This is a genomic window from Stenotrophomonas sp. SbOxS2 (genome assembly GCF_013416715.1).
Lineage (GTDB): Bacteria > Pseudomonadota > Gammaproteobacteria > Xanthomonadales > Xanthomonadaceae > Stenotrophomonas > Stenotrophomonas lactitubi.
On record NZ_JAAVXD010000009.1, the window covers coordinates 61,882 to 80,014 of the forward strand.

General features: G+C 60.9%; 18 protein-coding genes. 9 read left to right on the forward strand and 9 right to left on the reverse strand.

Annotation, left to right across the window (positions count from 1 at the left end; genetic code table 11):
- Window positions 1-5: 5 nt before the first annotated feature.
- From HFK18_RS20590 to HFK18_RS20600, 3 genes are all read right to left on the reverse strand, one after another.
- Complete coding sequence (locus tag HFK18_RS20590) at window positions 6-854, reverse strand: DUF2145 domain-containing protein (protein WP_180167663.1); 849 nt, start codon at window positions 852-854, stop codon at window positions 6-8.
- Window positions 855-911: 57 nt separating this feature from the next.
- Window positions 912-1,130 (reverse strand): hypothetical protein, encoded by a 219-nt coding sequence (locus HFK18_RS20595; protein ID WP_032975596.1) that lies wholly within the window; start codon window positions 1,128-1,130, stop codon window positions 912-914.
- 78 nt (window positions 1,131-1,208) lie between these two features.
- Window positions 1,209-2,168 carry a mitochondrial fission ELM1 family protein gene (locus tag HFK18_RS20600; RefSeq protein ID WP_180167664.1) on the reverse strand — a complete coding sequence of 320 codons (960 nt, stop codon included), beginning with the start codon at window positions 2,166-2,168 and terminating at the stop codon, window positions 1,209-1,211.
- Window positions 2,169-2,290: 122 nt separating this feature from the next.
- Between HFK18_RS20600 and HFK18_RS20605 the strand changes: the two genes are divergently transcribed.
- On the forward strand, window positions 2,291-2,881 hold the full coding sequence (locus HFK18_RS20605; protein WP_025878215.1) for a malonic semialdehyde reductase: 591 nt from the start codon (window positions 2,291-2,293) through the stop codon (window positions 2,879-2,881).
- An 85-nt stretch (window positions 2,882-2,966) separates the two neighbouring features.
- The gene (locus HFK18_RS20610; RefSeq protein ID WP_180167665.1) at window positions 2,967-3,677 is read left to right on the forward strand and encodes a YceI family protein; all 711 of its coding nucleotides are present in this window, start codon (window positions 2,967-2,969) and stop codon (window positions 3,675-3,677) included.
- Window positions 3,678-3,826: 149 nt separating this feature from the next.
- Here HFK18_RS20610 and HFK18_RS20615 read toward each other — a convergent pair whose 3' ends face one another.
- Entirely contained in the window at window positions 3,827-4,228 is a 402-nt protein-coding gene (locus tag HFK18_RS20615) for a hypothetical protein (RefSeq protein ID WP_180167666.1), read from the reverse strand.
- 91 nt (window positions 4,229-4,319) lie between these two features.
- Between HFK18_RS20615 and HFK18_RS20620 the strand changes: the two genes are divergently transcribed.
- Entirely contained in the window at window positions 4,320-5,153 is an 834-nt protein-coding gene (locus HFK18_RS20620) for a hypothetical protein (protein WP_180167667.1), read from the forward strand.
- A gap of 74 nt (window positions 5,154-5,227) precedes the next feature.
- Here the strand turns inward: HFK18_RS20620 and HFK18_RS20625 are convergent, their stop codons facing one another.
- Window positions 5,228-6,025, reverse strand: coding sequence for a siderophore-interacting protein (locus HFK18_RS20625; protein ID WP_127564109.1), 798 nt, complete (start codon window positions 6,023-6,025; stop codon window positions 5,228-5,230).
- 60 nt (window positions 6,026-6,085) lie between these two features.
- Window positions 6,086-6,646, reverse strand: a complete 561-nt coding sequence (locus HFK18_RS20630) for a PadR family transcriptional regulator (protein ID WP_180167668.1) — start codon at window positions 6,644-6,646, stop codon at window positions 6,086-6,088.
- A 636-nt stretch (window positions 6,647-7,282) separates the two neighbouring features.
- Here HFK18_RS20630 and aceE point away from each other — a divergent pair.
- The 5 genes from aceE (at window position 7,283) to HFK18_RS20655 (ending at window position 15,286) form a co-directional block, all read left to right on the forward strand.
- Window positions 7,283-9,970 carry a pyruvate dehydrogenase (acetyl-transferring), homodimeric type gene (gene aceE, locus HFK18_RS20635; RefSeq protein WP_180167669.1) on the forward strand — a complete coding sequence of 896 codons (2,688 nt, stop codon included), beginning with the start codon at window positions 7,283-7,285 and terminating at the stop codon, window positions 9,968-9,970.
- A gap of 147 nt (window positions 9,971-10,117) precedes the next feature.
- The gene (locus tag HFK18_RS20640; protein ID WP_180167670.1) at window positions 10,118-11,317 is read left to right on the forward strand and encodes a DNA cytosine methyltransferase; all 1,200 of its coding nucleotides are present in this window, start codon (window positions 10,118-10,120) and stop codon (window positions 11,315-11,317) included.
- On the forward strand, window positions 11,314-12,297 hold the full coding sequence (locus HFK18_RS20645; protein ID WP_180167671.1) for a hypothetical protein: 984 nt from the start codon (window positions 11,314-11,316) through the stop codon (window positions 12,295-12,297). Before HFK18_RS20640 ends, HFK18_RS20645 begins: the two co-directional genes overlap by 4 nt.
- A complete protein-coding gene (locus tag HFK18_RS20650) occupies window positions 12,297-14,306 on the forward strand; it encodes a hypothetical protein (protein ID WP_180167672.1) in 2,010 nt (669 codons plus the stop codon). The genes HFK18_RS20645 and HFK18_RS20650 overlap by 1 nt, the downstream gene beginning before the upstream one ends.
- Complete coding sequence (locus HFK18_RS20655) at window positions 14,303-15,286, forward strand: hypothetical protein (RefSeq protein ID WP_180167673.1); 984 nt, start codon at window positions 14,303-14,305, stop codon at window positions 15,284-15,286. The genes HFK18_RS20650 and HFK18_RS20655 overlap by 4 nt, the downstream gene beginning before the upstream one ends.
- Window positions 15,287-15,741: 455 nt before the next feature.
- On the opposite strand, the gene HFK18_RS20660 is transcribed toward HFK18_RS20655, so the two are convergent.
- From HFK18_RS20660 to HFK18_RS20670, 3 genes are all read right to left on the reverse strand, one after another.
- The gene (locus HFK18_RS20660; RefSeq protein WP_180167797.1) at window positions 15,742-16,110 is read right to left on the reverse strand and encodes a hypothetical protein; all 369 of its coding nucleotides are present in this window, start codon (window positions 16,108-16,110) and stop codon (window positions 15,742-15,744) included.
- A gap of 452 nt (window positions 16,111-16,562) precedes the next feature.
- A complete protein-coding gene (locus HFK18_RS20665) occupies window positions 16,563-16,988 on the reverse strand; it encodes a TonB family protein (protein ID WP_180167674.1) in 426 nt (141 codons plus the stop codon).
- 91 nt (window positions 16,989-17,079) lie between these two features.
- Complete coding sequence (locus HFK18_RS20670; protein WP_180167675.1) at window positions 17,080-17,289, reverse strand: hypothetical protein; 210 nt, start codon at window positions 17,287-17,289, stop codon at window positions 17,080-17,082.
- Between the two features lie 595 nt (window positions 17,290-17,884).
- On the opposite strand from HFK18_RS20670, the gene HFK18_RS21985 reads away from it, so the two are divergent.
- Window positions 17,885-18,124 carry a hypothetical protein gene (locus HFK18_RS21985; protein ID WP_240196818.1) on the forward strand — a complete coding sequence of 80 codons (240 nt, stop codon included), beginning with the start codon at window positions 17,885-17,887 and terminating at the stop codon, window positions 18,122-18,124.
- The last annotated feature ends 9 nt before the right edge of the window (window positions 18,125-18,133 follow it).

An 18,133-nucleotide genomic window follows, 5' to 3' on the forward strand; every position in this document is an offset into this window, starting at 1 on the left:
CCAGGTCAGGGCGCAGCGGCGGCAGTGTCGGCCGTCGCGTGCGCAATGGTCAGTTCCTGCTGCAGCTGGCTGCGCTGGTGCAGGAAGTCGAATACCGATTCCACCGTCACCACCGAGTAGTTGCCGGAAATACGTTCACTAGCCGGATGGTCGGTGGTGGTGGCGTTGGCCACGAACAGGCGCGCCCCAACGCGCTTGCCCAGGCCGATATGCAACACGCTGGGCTGGAATTTCTGCGCGCGCAGCCATTGCTGCGCCTGTTCGCGCTTGACGATGACCGGGCCACCTTCATCCTGCGCCATTGCCGCGGCGAGCACTTCCAGGATCCACTGGTTGGAATTCTGGAAGTCGGTGGCGAACGGATAGGCCACGACGTTGTACTTCGATTCGTGCAGCGCCTTGGGCTGGATCGCCGGTGCTGCCAGCATCCGCTTCAGTGCCAGCTGCAACGCCGGCGGCGGCACGCCGATGCGCAGATCGGTATGGGTGCCGCTCTCGCCGACGAAATTGCCCAGACCCTCGCGGTACAGCTGCGAGCTGTCGGTCTTGCAGCGGTTGAGCAGGTGCATCGCCCGCCAGCGGCCGTCGTCCTCGCGCAGCAGGAAGGCCAAGTGGCTGTGGCGCAGGCCGTAGCGGCTCAGGTCCTGGCCACCACGCGCGGCGATCACCACGTCCACGTCGGGCAGCGCATCCAGGCGCTCGGCCGTGGTCCACGCCACATCGAACATCGCCGCCTGTGCGGCCACGCTGGGGTAGCGCTCCAAGCAGGTGCCGCTGTCGGCCCATGCCGGCGCGGTGGCCAGCAGGCCCATCAACAGCAGCAGGCCGCAGCGCAGGCGATGCAGACGTTCCATGTATACCGCTCCAGACGCGGGCAGGCCCGCGCGCCGATCATACCCGCATCGCTGGAATCAGCGCTCCACGCCCTTGCGCCGCAATTCCTTGTCGCAGGCATCGCTGATCGGCGCGATCGGCAACGGCGGGCGCTCGTTGCGCGGATTACGCAGTGCCGGCTGCTCGCGGTAGGCATCCAGCTGCTGCTGGCAGGCGTGCGACAGCGGGTCCAGTTCGGTGGGGGTAGTGGAGCAGGCCGCCAGCAGGGCCAGCGGCAGCAGAAGCAGGGTACGCATGGGGACGTCCAGTCCGAGGGGGAGGCTGGACTCTAACTGCGCCGACGGATCGAAATGTTCAAAAAGCGCTGGACGGCGTCACCCCAACGCCAAGCGCGCTTTGACCTCGGCAGCAATCCGAGCGGTCTCGCGCAGTGGTTCGATGCGGTCGTACTGCCAGTCCAGCCAGCGTGGCTGCAGGCGCCCGCGTTCGCGCAGCTGCTGCTGGAAGCGCCCCAGCCGTCCCTGCGCCGTATCGGCCAGGGCCACCATCACCGGCATGCGCGTGGCGCTGGCCTCGGACAGCAGGTTCACCGAATCGGGCGACACCACCACCCGGTTGGCCCAGCCGAGCAGACCGGCATACGGGTTCACCCCATCGCCGCCATCACCCCAGATCACATGCGGCAGGTCGGCGAACTTCGCGCGCAGGATCTCGGCCAGCGCCGGCGGCGTGCGCCGCGAAGTGGTCGCCAGCAGGCTGCCACCCTCGCTGCGGATCTGTTCGGCCAGCGCCTGGAACACGTGCACCATCGCCGTCTCATCCCATGGTGCCAGCGGCGTCGGGCCGCCCACCAGCAGTGCCGTGCGCGGGCCGGGCAGGGTGCTGAAGCTGGCGAACGCGGCGCGGCCCAAGGCCAGCCAGTCATCGTCCACCGGGTTCAGGCTGCCGACCAGGGTCAGCACGTTGCTGCCGCGCAGGGCGTCATGCTCGGGCACCACCACCACGTCCCAGTGGCGGCAACCGATGCGCGGGTCGAGGATCTGCACCACCTGGCTGCCGCGCGCACGCAGCACGCGCAGCGCACCGGCGGCCTGGCGGCCACAGCCGATCGCCAGTGCGGGCGCTTCGGCAGCGAGGGACGCAAACGCCTCGCCGTAGCCGTTCACATCACCGGGCAAGCGCCGCGGCGACAGCCAGCGCCACGGCGCGCGGGGTTGCAGTACCAGGGGGCGGTGGCTGCCCAGGCGCAGCGCCGTCGCCAGCGCGACCGCCTGGCGGACATTACCGGCACGGCCATCGGTGACCGTCCATGGCGTGCTCGATCGTTTCACCATTGGCATTAATTCGTTTCAATCCTGCTGGGTGTTGCAACAGTCGCGACACTCTACACTGCGGATCGACGTTTCGCCCCGCGCCGCCCGCGGGCACTGACCTTAGCCGCCCTGGAGATCCACCGATGTCCCACGCGCTCGACGCTGCTGCACTGGACCAGTTGTTCCGCACCGCCCGTACCCAGAACGCCTTCCTCGACAAGCCGGTTGAAGACGCACAGCTGCACGCTCTGTACGACCTGCTGAAGTGGGGCCCGACCGCCGCCAACGGCAGCCCGGCGCGCTTCGTGTTCGTGAAGTCGGCCGAAGCCAAGGCCAAGCTGGCACCGGCGCTGTCCGAAGGCAACCACAACAAGACCCTGGCCGCCCCGGTCACCGTCATCGTGGCCTTCGACCAGGACTTCCACGAGAAGCTGCCGTACCTGTTCCCGCACACCGATGCCAAGGCCTGGTTCGACGGCCCGCGCGAAGGCCGCCACGAAGGCGCGTTCCGCAACGGCAGCCTGCAGGGTGCCTACCTGATCCTGGCCGCACGCGCGCTGGGCCTGGATGCCGGCCCGATGTCCGGCTTCGACAATGCCAAGGTCGATGAAGCGTTCTTCGCCGGCACCAGCATCAAGTCGAATTTCCTGGTCAACCTGGGGTACGGTGACGATTCGGGCCTGTTCCCCCGTCTGCCGCGTCTGTCCTTCGACGAAGCGGCGCGCATCGCGTAAGTCGCTGTATCGGTTTCGGGCCCGCCCGCCGTGGCGGGCCATTGCTGCACTGTGTTCCCACCCTACGATCCGGAGAGTTCCTGAGATGAGCGCCACCCGTAAACTGCTGCTGCCGCTGGCCCTGACCCTGGCCATCGCCGCCTGCTCCAAGCCGGCCGACACCGCCGCCCCGGCCGCCGATGCTGCTGCCCCGGCCACCACCGAGCAGGCTGCCACCACCCCGGCCGCCGATGCCGCTGCTGCTGCCCCGGCGGCTACCGCCATCACCATCGCCTCGGGCACCTACAAGCTCGACCCGACCCACACCGACGTGCTGGCGCAGTGGAGCCACTTCGGCTTCTCCAACCCGAGCGCGCACTTCGGCAATGCCGAAGGCACCCTGGTGTACGACGCCACCGACGTCACCAAGTCCACCGTGGAAGTGAAGCTGCCGCTGAGCGGACTGAACAGCTTCACCGCCAAGTTCGACGAGCACCTGAAGAGCGCCGACTTCTTCGACGCTGCCAAGTTCCCGGCCGCCAGCTTCAAGAGCACCAAGGTCGAATCGGCCGGCACCAACAAGCTGACCGTCACCGGCGACCTGACCATCAAGGACATCACCAAGCCGGTGACCCTGGATGTGACCGTCAACGGCGGCGGCGAGCACCCGATGGCCAAGGTTCCGGCCGCCGGCTTCGATGCCACCACCACCATCAAGCGCAGCGATTTCGGCGTCGGCGCCTACGCCCCGAACGTCAGCGATGAAGTGAAGATCCGCATCACCACCGAAGCCACCGGCGAGAAGCCGGCTGCTTGATGCAACATCCCGCTCACTCGTCGTGAGAAGGCAGAAGGCCCGCTGAAAAGCGGGCCTTCTTTTTTGCGTGCTCCGGCAGGTGCCGACCTTGGTCGGAACACAATCAATCCGCAGGCCAACCAAGGTTGGCCACTACCGGGTATGCGCGCTCAGCGCAGCGTACCCAGCCATGCGGCCGATGCTTCGCTCGGGCTCTGCTTGGCCTTCACCACCAACCCGCTCGCGCGCACGAACGTCTGCGCGGCCTGTGCCACCACCTGGCGGGCGATCAGCGCGGCCTGCCTGGTAGACGCCTGCTGCTTGCGCAGCTGCACGATATGCACCGACGGACGACCCACCGGCGCGTACTTCTGGTCGCGGCGCAGGATGTCGGCCACCTGTGCCACTTCATGTTCGGCCTGCAGGTAGCGGTGCTGTGCTTCGACCAGCTCACGCAGCGGTACGCGCGCCGCAGCCGGGTCGGCGAAGGCGGACAGCACTGTGTCGCAGGCGCTGTCGTCGGCCAGGCGGGTACGCAGCGTGTCCACGCCGCTCAGGGTCAATTTGCCCACGTGGGGCCTCGTTGGTGCAGGAAAGGAGCGCGATTGTCGCATGGGGTCGCGGTTACCATGGCGGCCGCACTGAACCACGGAAGACAACACCATGCAGGAAGCGCAGTACTGGCTCGGCGAATTCTGGACCGGCCTGAGCCTGCTCGATCTGATCGGCGGCAGCGTGCTGGGCACCCTGTTGGGGCTGGCGCTGGGCATCTTCGCTTGGCGCGGGTTGCATCGGCGCGGTTGGCTGCGGCGGCAGCGGCGTTGGCACCACGGGCTGCTGGCCTCGTATGTGGTGCTGCTGCCGTTGCTGGTCGCGTTCTTCGGCCTGCAGCTGGGCTTTACCGCCGGCGCGCACCGCGCGCTGTTCAAGCAGCTCGATCACTTCCAGCCGCACCTGCAGACGATGGTGGAAGGCTGGAGCAGCGGCTTCACCGCCTCGCTGGAGGACGAACGCATGCGTGCCGCGCTGCAGAGCCAGGGCACGGTGGGGGATGTGGCAGATTCGCTGGCCGCGATCTACCTGAGCGAGCATCCGCTGCCCGGCGTGGACCGGCTGGGTGACGGACCGATGGCGCGCGGCGTGGGCTGGGTGATCGGCAAGGTGCGCGCCGGGCTGCTGCGCGCGATGGTGGAAGACACACTGATCGACAAGGCCGGCACGGTTGGGCTGGAGCCGAAGATGGTGCGCGAGGCGCTGACCATGCGCATCGACGAACTGCTGCATACACGCGGCGTGCTGCGGCTGGTGAAGGCGCAGATCAACGGCATGATGCCGGGCGTGTACCTGGGGTTGCTGCTGCCGCTGGCGATCATCGCGCTGCTGCTGGCGCTGGAGATCTGGGCCGCGCATCGGTTCGGGTGGGTGCGTGGGGCTGCGCCCCGCATGGTAGTGCCGGCCGCTGGCCGGCAACTGCAGGATGCTGCCGAAGGGTCATGAGGTTGCCGGCCAGCGGCCGGCACTACCCGTAGAAGAGCGTGCGGACCAACGGTCCGCGCCCACCCGCTGCCCGGTCAATCGCCGTCCTGTTCGTCCGGGTGCGCCTTCCAGTAACCGGTCGAGCGGATCCAGTCGCGCGGCACGCCCAGGTGCCCTTCGATGAACTTGCGCATCATCCGCGCGCGGCGCGATTCGGTGGCGATCCAGTAGAACGCATCGCCGTCCGGGGCTTCGAAGTCGGTCAGCATGTCTTCCAGCAGCGTGCTGCTGGCCGCCGGGAAGCCATTGCGCTCCAGCCAGTGGATGCGCACGTTCTCGTACTGCGGCAGGTCCTGGCGCTCGTCCTCGTCGGCCACTTCGATGTACGCCTGCACCTGCGCGCCTTCGGGCAGCACGTCCAGCCAGCGGGCGATGGCCGGCAGCGCGGTCTCATCGCCAATCAGCACATAGGCGTCGTAGCTGTCGGCCACCACGAACGAACCGCGCGGGCCGCCGATCACCAGCGTGTCGCCGGCCTGTGCGCGCTCGGCCCACGGCCCGGCAATGCCCTGGTCGTGCAGCACGAAGTCGATGGCCAGCTCGCCGGTTTCGTGGTCCCACCAGCGCGGGGTGTAGTCGCGCGCCGGCGAAGGCTGCTTGCCCTCGGGGTAGCTGCGGCCTTCGGCGGTCAGCACCGGCAGCACCATCTCGCCGCTGGCGTTGGGGAAGAACAGTTTGATGTGGTCATCGGCGCCGGGCGAATCGAAGCCGGCCAGGTCGTCGCCGCCCAGCACGATGCGGCGCATGTGCGGGGTGACAGTCTCGGTGCGCAGCACCGTCAGTTCACGGAAGCGCACATCCAGGCGCAGGCGCGAGTTGTGATGTTCGGTCATGGGGGTACCTGTGGGAAGGTCGCGCGGGGGCGCGCGGCATGGGGGAAGACCTGGCTGGATTCAGTCTGGCTGGGTCGTAGAAAAGGGAGAGGACACGTTGCCGGCCTGGCCATTGATCAGCGCCGACGCGCGCGACAGCAGCGCGGCCACCTGCTCGGCTTCGCCGTCGGCCCAGCGCCCGTGGTGGTGCACCAGCGCCAGCTTGAACTCGCGCAGCGCAGCGGCCAGCGGCGCCGGCAGCGAAGCCTTGGTGATCTCGCGGGCGCGGTCGAACGCGCGTCGCTGGGCCAATCGCACCTGGGTGCGCTGCACCTTCAGCTCGAACTCGCCGGCGCTGGTGATGCGGAACACGCGACGGCCGTCCACCTCTTCCGATTCCACCCAGCCGGCCTGCTCGAAGCTGGCCAGCAGCGGGTACATGGTGCCGGCACTGGGGGTGTAGGCCTGCATGAACATGGTGCTGATGTGCTGCATCAACTCGTAGCCATGGCGCGGCTGCTCGCCGATCAGCGCCAGCACCAGCAGGCGCAGGTCGCCACGGCTGAGCACGCGCGGCTGGCCGTTGCGGCGGGGTACCGCAGCATCGTCGGTGCGGTTCCTGGGAGAGGGGGATCGGCCCATTTCGATATATCGGTAACGTGTGCGGCAAACGATATATCGATAAGCCGGACCCGACAAGTATGGTTTCGGCCACAACGCTTGCCAGATCGGGCCATGCAGCCAGCTACTGCAAGGGCTGAAGGGGAGGGGTGCGCGCGGCGCAAGCCACCGTTGCGCGGCCTGACATCCGTATCGGGCCACGCAACGGCGCTGCGGGTTTCCGCCCCGGGCGGGGCGCAGCAGACGAGCGGCGAACCGCGGGAAGGGGCCTGCTCGCCGCCAACCGTGCGCAGCGGCCCCGTCCACGTCGAGAGGCGCGCGCGACACGTTGTCGGGGGTTCAGCGGCAGCCCGTCAGACAACGCCGACACGGCGCCGGCCTTGCCCTACAACGGTCATCCGCAGCAGTAACACTGCGTCCTGCGCATGGGCGCAGCAGGCCGCAGGCGACAGCTGGCGCAGCCCTTGCAGGCAGCCATAGCGGCCTGCAGCAGTGCTTTGTCCCGCCGGTGGACGTCCCGGGACATGCCGTGCAGACATGGGTGGCATGCCTCCATACGCCAGCGTAGCCAAGTGACGAAAGCCCTTGGTGCGCTACACTTTGCGGTCTAGAAATCTATCAACAGTCGCGCGCGTGCGTGCGGTAATGGGAGCGCTAATGAACTGGTTGAACGAGGTGCTGAACAACGACCCGAATCCTGTGGAAACCCAGGAGTGGATCGAGTCGTTGAAGGCCGTTATTGATGTCGAGGGCCCCGAGCGCGCGCATCAGCTGCTGGAAGGCATGGTGGAACTGACCCGTCGTTCGGGTGCCTATCTGCCGTTCTCTCCCACTACCGAATACGTCAACACCATCGAGCCGCAGCTGGAGGCCAAGAGCCCGGGCAACGCCGAACTGGAATGGCGCATCCGTTCGATCATCCGCTGGAACGCGATGGCCACCGTGGTGCGCGCCAACCGCAAGCCGGGTGACCTGGGCGGCCACATCGCCTCGTTCGCCTCCGGCGCAACGCTGTACGACGTGGGCTTCAACCACTTCTGGCGCGCCCCGAGCGAAAGCCATCCGGGAGACCTGCTGTTCATCCAGGGCCACAGCGCCCCGGGCATCTACGCGCGTTCCTTCCTGGAAGGCCGCATCAGCGAAGAGCAGCTGGACAAGTTCCGCATGGAAGTGGACGGCGGCGGCCTGTCGTCGTACCCGCACCCGTGGCTGATGCCGGAATACTGGCAGACCCCGACCGTGTCGATGGGCCTGGGCCCGCTGGCCGCCATCTACCAGGCGCAGTTCATGCGCTACTTGGAAAACCGTGGCCTGATCGAGAAGTCCGACCGCAAGGTGTGGTGCTTCATCGGCGACGGCGAGAGCGACGAGCCGGAAACCCTGGGTGCCATCGCACTGGCCGGCCGTGAAGGCCTGGACAACCTGATCTTCGTGGTGAACTGCAACCTGCAGCGCCTGGACGGCCCGGTGCGCGGCAACGGCAAGATCATCCAGGAACTGGAAGGTGTGTTCCGTGGCGGCGGCTGGAATGTCATCAAGCTGCTGTGGGGCGGTTACTGGGATGCCCTGCTGGCCAAGGACACCAATGGCGTCCTGAAGAAGCTGATGATGGAAACCGTCGACGGCGAATACCAGAACTGCAAGGCCTTCGGTGGCGCGTATACCCGCGAGCATTTCTTCGGCAAGTACCCGGAAACCGCTGCGATGGTGGCCGGTCTTTCCGACGACGACATCTGGCGCCTGAACCGTGGTGGCCACGACCCGCACAAGGTGTACGCCGCCTACCACCAGGCCGTGAACACCAAGGGCATGCCGACCGTGATCCTGGCCAAGACGGTCAAGGGCTACGGCATGGGCAGCGCCGGTGAGGCACTGAACCCGACCCACCAGACCAAGAAGCTGGACGACGAAGCGGTGCGCCACTTCCGCGACCGCTTCAACATTCCGGTGACCGACGCGCAGCTGGCCGACGGCCAGGTGCCGTTCTACCACCCGGGCCCGGATTCGCCGGAAGTGCAGTACCTGCAGGAACGCCGTGCCGCGCTGGGTGGCTACCTGCCGCAGCGCCGCCGCAAGGCCGAAAAGAGCTTCGTTGCCCCGAAGCTGGAAAGCTACGAGCGCCTGCTGAAGAGCAGTGGCGAGCGCAGCTACTCCACCACCATGGCGTTCGTGCAGAGCCTGAACATCACCCTGCGCGACAAGGAACTGGGCCCGCACATCGTGCCGATCGTGGCCGACGAAGCCCGTACCTTCGGCATGGAAGGCCTGTTCCGCCAGATCGGCATCTACGCGCCGTTCGGCCAGAAGTACAAGCCGGTCGACGCCGACCAGCTGATGTTCTACCGCGAAGACCAGAGCGGGCAGGTGCTGCAGCAGGGCATCAGCGAGCCGGGTGCGATCAGCTCGTGGATGGCCGCCGGTACCAGCTACTCGGTCAGCAACGTGCCGATGCTGCCGTTCTACATCTACTACTCGATGTTCGGCTTCCAGCGCGTGGGCGACATCGCCTGGCAGGCTGCCGACATGCGTACCCGCGGCTTCCTGCTGGGTGGTACCGCCGGCCGTACCACGCTGAACGGTGAAGGCCTGCAGCACGAAGATGGCTTCAGCCATCTGGTGGCCGGTGGCATTCCGAACGTGCGCAGCTACGACCCGACCTTCGGCTTCGAAGTGACGGTGATCCTGCAGCACGGCACCAAGGCGATGATGGAAGATCAGATTGACGAGTACTACTACGTCACCCTGATGAACGAGAACTACACCCACCCGGAAATGCCGGAAGGCGCGGCCGAAGGCATCGTCAAGGGCATGTACCTGCTGACCGACGCCGGCAAGCCGAAGAAGGGCGAGCTGCGCGTGCAGCTGCTGGGTTCGGGCACCATTCTGCGCGAAGCCATTGCCGCGGCCGAGCTGCTGGACAAGGACTTCGGCGTGACCGCCGACATCTGGAGCTGCCCGAGCTTCAACGAACTGCGTCGCGATGGTTTCGACGTGGAGCGTGCCAACCGTCTGCACCCGGAAGGTGAGCAGCGCAAGGCCTACGTGACCGAGCTGCTGGAAGGCCGCCAGGGCCCGGCGATTGCCGCCACCGACTACGTGCGTGCGTATGCGGACCAGATCCGCGCGTTCGTGCCGATGTCGTACACGGTGCTGGGTACGGATGGATTTGGCCGTTCGGACACGCGTGCGAACCTGCGCCGGTTCTTTGAGGTTGACCGGTACTACATCGCGCATGCCGCGATTGCGGCGCTGGCGAAGGACGGGAAGATGACGGCGAAGGATGTGGCCCGGGCGATCAAGCAGTACAAGATTGATCCGGAGAAGGCTAATCCTGTTGGGGTTTGATTGATTTCCACCAAAGTTGAAAGAAAGGGGGCCCTCGCGGCCCCCTTTTTTCTCACCATCTCGGGACGGCGTGCCTGCAGACGTTGCGTTGGCACCTGAACTAGAATAGGCCAGTCAACAATCGCGTCGGAGCGCCAAGCTTCAGCAATGAAAAGTCCCCGTTTTGTAAGTCTTTTCTCTGGGTGTGGGGGCTTTGACTTGGGATTCGTCAGGGCGGGTTTCGACCCTGTTGCTGCTTTTGATAACTGGGCAGCGGCCGTCGACAACTACCGCTTGAATATTGGCGGAGAGGCCGTTGTTAGAGATCTGTCCTCAGGTGAAGTCCCCTATGACGGGCCTTGCGACGTGCTGTTATCTGGCTCACCTTGTCAGGGGTTCTCGACGGTAGGGAAACGTGACGTCGCAGATCCTCGGAACGCACTGCTAACTGCAGCCGTATCTGCAGCGGCGAAGCTCAGACCAAAAGTGGTCGTAATCGAGAACGTGCCGGGAGTCCGCTTCGGTGCTCACAAAGAGTATTGGATCAGAGCTATTCGAGGTCTTGAGGCATTAGGTTACTGCGTCCAACAGGTTGCTTTGGATGCAGCTGACTACGGGATACCCCAAGCGCGCCGGCGCGTGATGCTCGTTGCTTTCAAAGCACGCGTCGCACCTGTCTTATCGTTCGATGCACTGAAGCCGGTCAAGCTCTCTGACGTACTCCAAGGGCTGAAAGGAATAGCGAACCACTCACCGAAATTGCTTGGGGAAGATTCGCCAGATGCCAGGATCGCTAGGAGAATTGGTCTTGGCCAGAAGCTCTGCGATGTGCGGGGCGGAGCAGCTTCCGTGCATACGTGGCAGATACCGGAGGTATTTGGACCAATAAGCGAAGCAGAAAGAGAATTCCTTGAGGCATTGCTTGTGCTTCGAAGGCGCGACAGAGTTCGTTCATTCGGCGACGCGGATCCTGTTAGGCTGAATGTGATATCGGAGTTCCTCAAAATCCGAGAAAGCCGTGCGACTACATTGTTCCGATCGCTTGAGAAGAAATCCTATGTTCGCGAAAGAGACGGCCGCGTAGATATGAGATACGGATTTAATGGGAAGTATCGTCGCCTGTCTCCGGACGCCGCTTCTTGTACTGTCCATACTCAGTTCGGCAATCCGCAATATTTTCTTCACCCATTTGAAAACAGAGGCTTCACCGTTCGGGAGGCTGCTCGAATCCAATCGTTTCCGGACAGTTATGTTTTCAGTGGGAGTGCGCGGGATCAATACAAGATGATTGGAAATGCAGTGCCGCCAGCATTGGGGTTTGCAGTTGCGATGGCTCTTAGGAATTCCGTCAAGGGGTGGCGTATATGAGTGGGACTATATTTTCATGGGAGAGTTCCGATCCTGAAAAGGCCACTAAAGTAATCGGGCTGAGGAGGTATTATGAGTTTCTTTCAAAGCGTCTTTATGATGAGTACGAGCCAACAAAAATAGCCAAAATTCCGATTCAACGAAACTTTCTTAAGCGAGTTGATGAGTGGCTTGGGAATTTTTCAAGCGACGAGCTTAGGTATTCTGCTTTCAGGTCTATCGAGTACATTTTCTTTGCTGGCAAGAGGGAGTATGAGGAGCTCTACAGATGCGCTGATTCCATCAATATGCGAACCTGGCTCAGGTCAAAGCTGGGGTTAAAGATATTTGATAATGGCTATCATCGAGCGCTCAAATCTGCTATTCGAGAAACCTGGATCTGTCCGGCAACCGACAGTCTGAAAATAAATGAATTTCTTAAGATAACAGGCCTTCGCGGCCATTCAAATGGGCGTGCAGACTGGCGCTCTATGAAAAGAATGGGACAATTGGACGGTGTTAAGAAATTTATTAGAGAGGAAAAAGTTGAGAGAATAGTTCTGCTTGAGGATTTTGTTGGTAGCGGGCGTCAGTACTGTGATGCGCTGGAAACCGTGGCATCAATATTCGATGGGCCGGTCCTTGCGCTCCCGTTGGTTATATGTGAGGAAGGCTGCAAATCAGTTCGAGGTCTAATCAAAAGGCTTGGTAGGGACAATATTGAACTTTCACCAGTGCTTGTTGTTCCGCCAAATTGCATGATTGGACCAATTCAGAATATTGGTGAGCCTCGTCTATTCCAGGCTCTTAGAAATTCCATGGTGGATGGTTACAAGACCATGAAGCTCACTTTGAATGGTGAAGCATACGGATTTGAATGGGTTGGCAGTCTTACTGTTTTATATAGTAACTGTCCGAACAATGTGCCTCCAATCTACCATTCGTATGGAAAATCCGAAAAGACTTGGAAGCCAATTTTTCCGCGAGGGAGGAGGGCTTGATGAGTGCTAGTCCGATACGCAACCCATTTCACGACCTGTGGCTGACAGAGCACCTGACGCCTGTCGGATTCGTTCGGCTCTTTAGCCCTATAGTTGCTATGGGGCATGAAATGCTGTTCTCTGCGGGCAACATAGTTGTGAAAGGCCGTCAAGGTAGTGGCAAAAGCATGCTGCTCTCCCTGTTGGATACGGATACGCGAATTGCTTACGCACGAGCGGGAGTTCCCTACCCTGGTAGGTCAAGTAGGCCGTTTATATCTGCCGGGGTCAACCTAACCCGAGAGAACGTTAGGTTGGTGGTGGCTCGAATAGATGAGGTTGAAATTGCGCAGAGGGAAAGAAGGGCGGCTGCTCTTTTTTCAGACTATGTAAACTATCTTCTCGCCGCAGATTTGATTAGGAATATTCTTAGCCTTGCGCAGGAGCAAAATTTAGATCGTGTCTTGATGGGCGAGCTTTGCATAACGCTATCGCCTGAAACCGAAGGTCGATTTGTTAAGTCCATAGTAAGTTCTGAAAGTTGGGTCGGCTACCTTGATGGGTGCAATAGTATCCAGGATATTTTTGATAGAATTAAGCATCGTCTGGCATCTTATAATCGATACTTTAATTATAATGGTGATCTTGACGATAGGATATCTAGCTCAGGGACTGAGCTCGGTCAGCCGATTGCGGAGATTGCTGAGGCGCTAAAGTTGGAGGGAGTTTTGCCTCCGGATACCATGGTTTTTTTGCGCCTTGATCAGCACGAAGAGCTCTACGTTTTGGAGCGGGTTTCCGGCTTCGGTTCTGTGTTCCGTCAAGTTATCAACAGGGCGCTGGCGATGCGTGATCCGAGAATATCATATCGAATTGGTACTCGGCACTATGCATGGGATGACAGTATTGTCGTATGGGGAAGTGGCGCTAGTCTTGAGAATTTGAGGGATTATAATTCAATTGACATAGACGAATATTTTAAGCGTCCCGAAAGTAAGTCGGTAAAATGGGAGTTCCCGGCCTTCGCTGAGGATGTCTTCAGGAAAAGGTTGATGGCTGCGGGATATGACCTAGATGGTCACATCTACGCGAAACCGCTCGATTACGTTTTTGGAAAAACGCCGCTTCCAGCGGCACGTGCACGATCCTACGCTGCTGGATCGCCCCCTCAACCTCGGATTGATCCGGGTTGGCACGAGACTTGGATCGAGCTGCTAAATGAATTGTGGAAGTCTGATCCTCTTTCTGCTCGGCTGGGCGAGGCTTTCCTGAGACAACGGAATCAAATTAGGTCGGGAATGGCCTATAAGGCAGTGCCAACAGGTGAGCTGCCGTGGGAGACGAAGGCCAAGCGTTGGTGGAGAAAGGAGCGACTAGAAGTTGCGGCGATGCAAATCGCAAGCGAGCGAAATCAGTCCCTTATTTGGGGTGGAAGCAAGCATATCGTTGAGCTTGCGGGCTGGAATATTTTGCCATTCATGACGGTATGTAAGACAGTTTGGGGGGCATGGAATCGCAATGTTGAAAGTCATGCATCTGTTGGTTCGCCTCCTCCTCAGATTGGTATATCCGAACAGACGGTTGGAATTCTAGAGGCCAGTAAGATCTGGTTCGAGAAACTGCAAGAGGGTATTTACGGCGATCGGCGGAAAAGGCTTGTGTCCAATCTAGGGGCATGGTTTGCAATCAGGCTTCGAGCAGACAAGGCGCTTTCTTACCCTGGTAGTAATGGTTTCTCTCTGCTTCGTGATGAAATGCAGCAGGATTCGGATATCGTTAATCTTATAAGGGAGTGTCGAGATCAAGGCGACCTGTTGCAGTCGGATCATACGACAAAGCTCTCTGACTCTAAGTTGAGATTGAAGTGGTATCTAAATCCAATACTCGCTCCGTTCTTTAGGATAACGCAAGGCAGAACCAAGGAGCCCATATATACAAGCGTTCCGGAGCTTTCAAGAATTTATTTGAGTAAGCCGGTTGCCAGCGCTGATGATAATTTGCGATTGTCGCAGAAGGATCTGTTTGAATGAAGGACCTGCAGCCTTGGGGGCATATTAATTCAATGCTGAATGAGTATGGTGGCGCGAAATGGCATTGCATTTCATGCGCCTCCTTTGAGGTTAGAAGTGCGCATGTTCCACTCGTGCTTAATTCACAAGGGCGGTCATCTTCCAATGACGTCCTCAAGCTCACCCCTCCCAGTGATGCAGGTGGACGGGGTGAGTGTTTGGCAGCGGCCGAGAGAAGTCTCAAGCAGATTCAGAGCGCCAAGAACGTCAAGGTAATAGAGTCGCCCCTACTGGGGGGCATGGCTGTGGCCCTTGAGATTGTAAGACGCGCCAGCGCGCACCAGTCTGTTGTTCTAGACATAAGCGGGATGCCCAAGAGGTTCTTCATGTTCTTGGTGCTCAAGTTGATGGCTGAGCCCGCAATTAAGGACCTACTGGTGACGTATACAAAGCCAGAGTCATATCCCGAAGGAGTCTTGGCGAAGGATCCTGAGCCAGTCGCCGCGCTTCCTGGTTGCGGAAGACTTGATGCGGGCGGGGCGGGGGCACTTATGGTCGTGGGCGTTGGCTACATTCAATTTAGTCTCGCCGAGCTTTTGGAACAGTCAAAAGGTCATGGCCTTGCATTCTTGATGCCATTCCCGCCGGGAGCCCCTAGCGCTCGGCGAAACTGGACTTTGCTGCACCACATGGACCCTGACGTTGAGCACAACAGAGTCATCAGACGGGTCCACTCAATGGATATGTTTGAGGCACTGTCTTGGATTAACGAGTATGTCGACGATGCTTCTGGATCAGTAGATTTAATTCCACTGGGCCCTAAGCCACACTCGCTGGCAATGGCACTTGCGTATCGAAAGAGACCGGAACGGGTCCAAGTTCTGTATGCTCAGCCTCACACATATAGAGCAGATTACTCCCGCGGCATAGCCATCGGTGCAGACGGGGAGGCTGAGGCCTACGGATATTGTCTGAAGTTCAATGGGGGCGAGTGTTTTTAGTGCGTTGGTTGCATTATATTCGTCGCCAAATTTCGAAGTCGTAGCTGATGGAGTTATTCTATTCTCGCCTTGAGCACGCGGTGTTGCGGATTGCGCAGGACAACTCGTTCCGTCAGTCGAAATTCTTCCTGATTGGTTTTTATTAAAATTTAAATGGTTATTCCCCTGACTCCGGGGGCGCCGGGATCTTGAGGAAGAAACAGCCTTAATGTGGGTGGCCGGAGGTGACGCGCTTGATGGCCATGACGTTGTTATTGATTTCCGTTGTTGATCTCCCCGATCAAACTCGTTGCGCAGCGCGCTCTTAGGGAATAGGCCATTTCTAGTCGTCTTACTCGTGAGTTGTCTCTATGGAAAGATCCCATTTCACTAAATAACGCGTCATCGGAAGTTGGGTTTTCACGACTGCTAGAAGGAGGAGCGCCGAGTTCACAGGAGGTCTCGGGGACAAACGACTACTCGCGCACCTGCAACCGCTCAGCCACCTGCGCAGTCAACGCCACACACGCCATCTTCAACCCCTCCATCACCCGATCCCCCAGGTACTCCTCGGGCGCACCGTTCTGCCGCGTGCGCTCCGCAGCCAACATCAGCTCCGCCACCACGCGTAGCCCGGCCAGCGCGCAATCCGCATCCGCCAACTCAAGGCAGCGTCCAGGCAGTTGATGCCGCTCCGGCCAAGGCTGGCCGTCGGCCGCGGCACCGGTTCCGATGCGGCGCAGCGTGGCAACGAAGGTGTTGGGATCGACGGACGATTCGCGCTCGGCTTCAGCGTTGTCCGGATCGTACTGCGCGTGCAGGGAACGGAAGTCCGATGTGTTCATGGCAATGCTCCGTACAGGACAGATAGCAGCGCCACCAATAAAGGCGGCGGACGATGCGTGGCTCGAAAACCGGTCTGTAGCGAAGCCGGTGGGTCCGAAGACCCCCACGCACCGCCCGCCATGGAACGCGAACGGATTGCCAGCCGGCGCCACGCAAAGGTGACGCCGGCTGACAAGCGTAAACACATCGCTACAGAACGGGTTTTCGACACCCGCGCCACCCTTTTCCGGTGGCATGCCAAGGTGTACCCGCGCTGATGCGAAATGCCAAGAAACTGCAGAACTGACGATCGCCAGTCCTGACGCTTTCGGGATTGTCGCACACGGTGTTAAGCCGGCAAGCGATTGCGCCGCAACGGTCTTGAAGGGCTTGGCGCTATTGGCCCCAAGCGCAGGATGCCTACAGCCAGGCCCACGGCGTAGGACCAATTACGACAGATTGGAACAGCAGCTCAGCCGGGCGGCGCCTCGGCCGTGGGCACGAAGGTCAGACGCACCCGAACCTGCGCATGCCGCGCGACGCCCTCAACCACGACCGGGTCGAAGCGCCACTGGTCCACTGCGGTAAAGGCCGCACGATCAATCTCCGGCAGTCCGCTGGACCGAGCCACCATCACGTTGGAAACGTGGCCCAGCTCATCCAGTTGAGCAACCAACAGCACCTCCATGGGAACCTGCAGCAAGGTATCGGGCGGCGTGGCAGGGGCCGTTGAATACACAACGGCAGGCGCCTGCTGCAGCTCGAAGGTGGGGTTGTCACCGCGCTCTACGAACACTTCAGTGGAAACCTGCGGGTCTGCCGCCATGGCCATGGCAGGCGTAGCGCCCAGCAGTATCAGAACGAGGTTCAGTGCCAGGGCGGTGTTCAAACAGGGCATACGTGGTTTCCATTCCGGTGCGCTGCCAGCATAGCGGCCATGCCCTGGCATCGCTTGCCTTGAATGCCGGGGTGCCGGACTGCTGCACGGATCACACAGGCACGCCCGGCCGTGGCCACAGCGCATCGTCGCGCTCCAGGTCGTAGTCGCTGCCGAAGGCGAGCGCTGCGTCGCGTGGTGGAAGGTCTGCGTAGCAGCGCAGCAGGTACTCATCCATGCCGGCATCGCTATGGTCGATGGCGAACAGGTGGAGGAGCTCTTTGTCGAAGGCTTCCAGCCATGTGGGGTCGATCTTGGTCATGGTGATCCTCCAGTGGGGGAGGGAAGGATGGCTGAAGTGCGTCTCAAGACATGGGATGTGAATTCGACTTACTGCGGGCCCGGCGGTATCCGTCCGCTCTGTAGTGTCAGTCGTCGTAGATTGCTTTTAGGCCTGGGTGTATAAGAAGGCCTGGTGAAAACACACCTATCAATCGAAGCTGACGCGAGGACGGACGATGCTGCGACTGGGACGACGGATGCTGGGAGCAGGTGCATGCTTGGCTTTTCTTCTGCTGAGCGCTTGCCAGGCACAGACTTCCTCGCCGCGATCTGAGACTTCTTCAAGTGCTGCACAAAACAATGTGCCGCTTGTCAGGCCGCTTACTCTGACGTCAATGGCCGAGCCCATGGTCGTAGAGTTCAATCTGGAGCCGCCCGGTAGAAACGCCACGCCAACGCTCCTGGTTGCCGTCCGCGTAAGTGGGGAAGATGGTGCCGTAGCGCAGGAGCGGGCCTTGATGATTCGAAGCGCTGGTCTGCCTGCACGCGTACACCTCACTCATCTCGGGGAAATGGGTGAGGCAAGTGCTCCACTCGTCCGTGTTGAGCAGCGGCCAGGAACGGCCGCCACTCTCGTGCCGATCAACGCTGATGGACGCGTTTCAACGGTCTGGCTTGATGACGTGGACGACACTTCACTTGAAGCGGCAGGTCTGTCCAATCCGCAGGGGCACTACAAGCAGCTGGCGATGGCATGGGGCCAGAACCTCTCTCCGGGCAGGTACCGCCTGAGTGTGGAGTTGCTTGACCCACCCGTGCATCTCGCGCCGATCCCGGCAGAATTGATGGTCGCCTACAAGCACAAGTCGAAATAGGAGCGTTTC

Excerpts from the sequence above, each read along its gene's own strand:
- HFK18_RS20590 (WP_180167663.1), bottom strand. The coding sequence starts at position 854 with ATGGAACGTCTGCATCGCCTGCGCTGCGGCCTGCTGCTGTTGATGGGC.
- HFK18_RS20595 (WP_032975596.1), bottom strand. The coding sequence starts at position 1,130 with ATGCGTACCCTGCTTCTGCTGCCGCTGGCCCTGCTGGCGGCCTGCTCC.
- HFK18_RS20600 (WP_180167664.1), bottom strand. The coding sequence starts at position 2,168 with ATGGTGAAACGATCGAGCACGCCATGGACGGTCACCGATGGCCGTGCC.
- HFK18_RS20605 (WP_025878215.1), top strand. The coding sequence starts at position 2,291 with ATGTCCCACGCGCTCGACGCTGCTGCACTGGACCAGTTGTTCCGCACC.
- HFK18_RS20610 (WP_180167665.1), top strand. The coding sequence starts at position 2,967 with ATGAGCGCCACCCGTAAACTGCTGCTGCCGCTGGCCCTGACCCTGGCC.
- HFK18_RS20620 (WP_180167667.1), top strand. The coding sequence starts at position 4,320 with ATGCAGGAAGCGCAGTACTGGCTCGGCGAATTCTGGACCGGCCTGAGC.
- HFK18_RS20625 (WP_127564109.1), bottom strand. The coding sequence starts at position 6,025 with ATGACCGAACATCACAACTCGCGCCTGCGCCTGGATGTGCGCTTCCGT.
- HFK18_RS20630 (WP_180167668.1), bottom strand. The coding sequence starts at position 6,646 with ATGGGCCGATCCCCCTCTCCCAGGAACCGCACCGACGATGCTGCGGTA.
- aceE (WP_180167669.1), top strand. The coding sequence starts at position 7,283 with ATGAACTGGTTGAACGAGGTGCTGAACAACGACCCGAATCCTGTGGAA.
- HFK18_RS20640 (WP_180167670.1), top strand. The coding sequence starts at position 10,118 with ATGAAAAGTCCCCGTTTTGTAAGTCTTTTCTCTGGGTGTGGGGGCTTT.
- HFK18_RS20645 (WP_180167671.1), top strand. The coding sequence starts at position 11,314 with ATGAGTGGGACTATATTTTCATGGGAGAGTTCCGATCCTGAAAAGGCC.
- HFK18_RS20650 (WP_180167672.1), top strand. The coding sequence starts at position 12,297 with ATGAGTGCTAGTCCGATACGCAACCCATTTCACGACCTGTGGCTGACA.
- HFK18_RS20655 (WP_180167673.1), top strand. The coding sequence starts at position 14,303 with ATGAAGGACCTGCAGCCTTGGGGGCATATTAATTCAATGCTGAATGAG.
- HFK18_RS20660 (WP_180167797.1), bottom strand. The coding sequence starts at position 16,110 with ATGAACACATCGGACTTCCGTTCCCTGCACGCGCAGTACGATCCGGAC.
- HFK18_RS20665 (WP_180167674.1), bottom strand. The coding sequence starts at position 16,988 with ATGCCCTGTTTGAACACCGCCCTGGCACTGAACCTCGTTCTGATACTG.
- HFK18_RS20670 (WP_180167675.1), bottom strand. The coding sequence starts at position 17,289 with ATGACCAAGATCGACCCCACATGGCTGGAAGCCTTCGACAAAGAGCTC.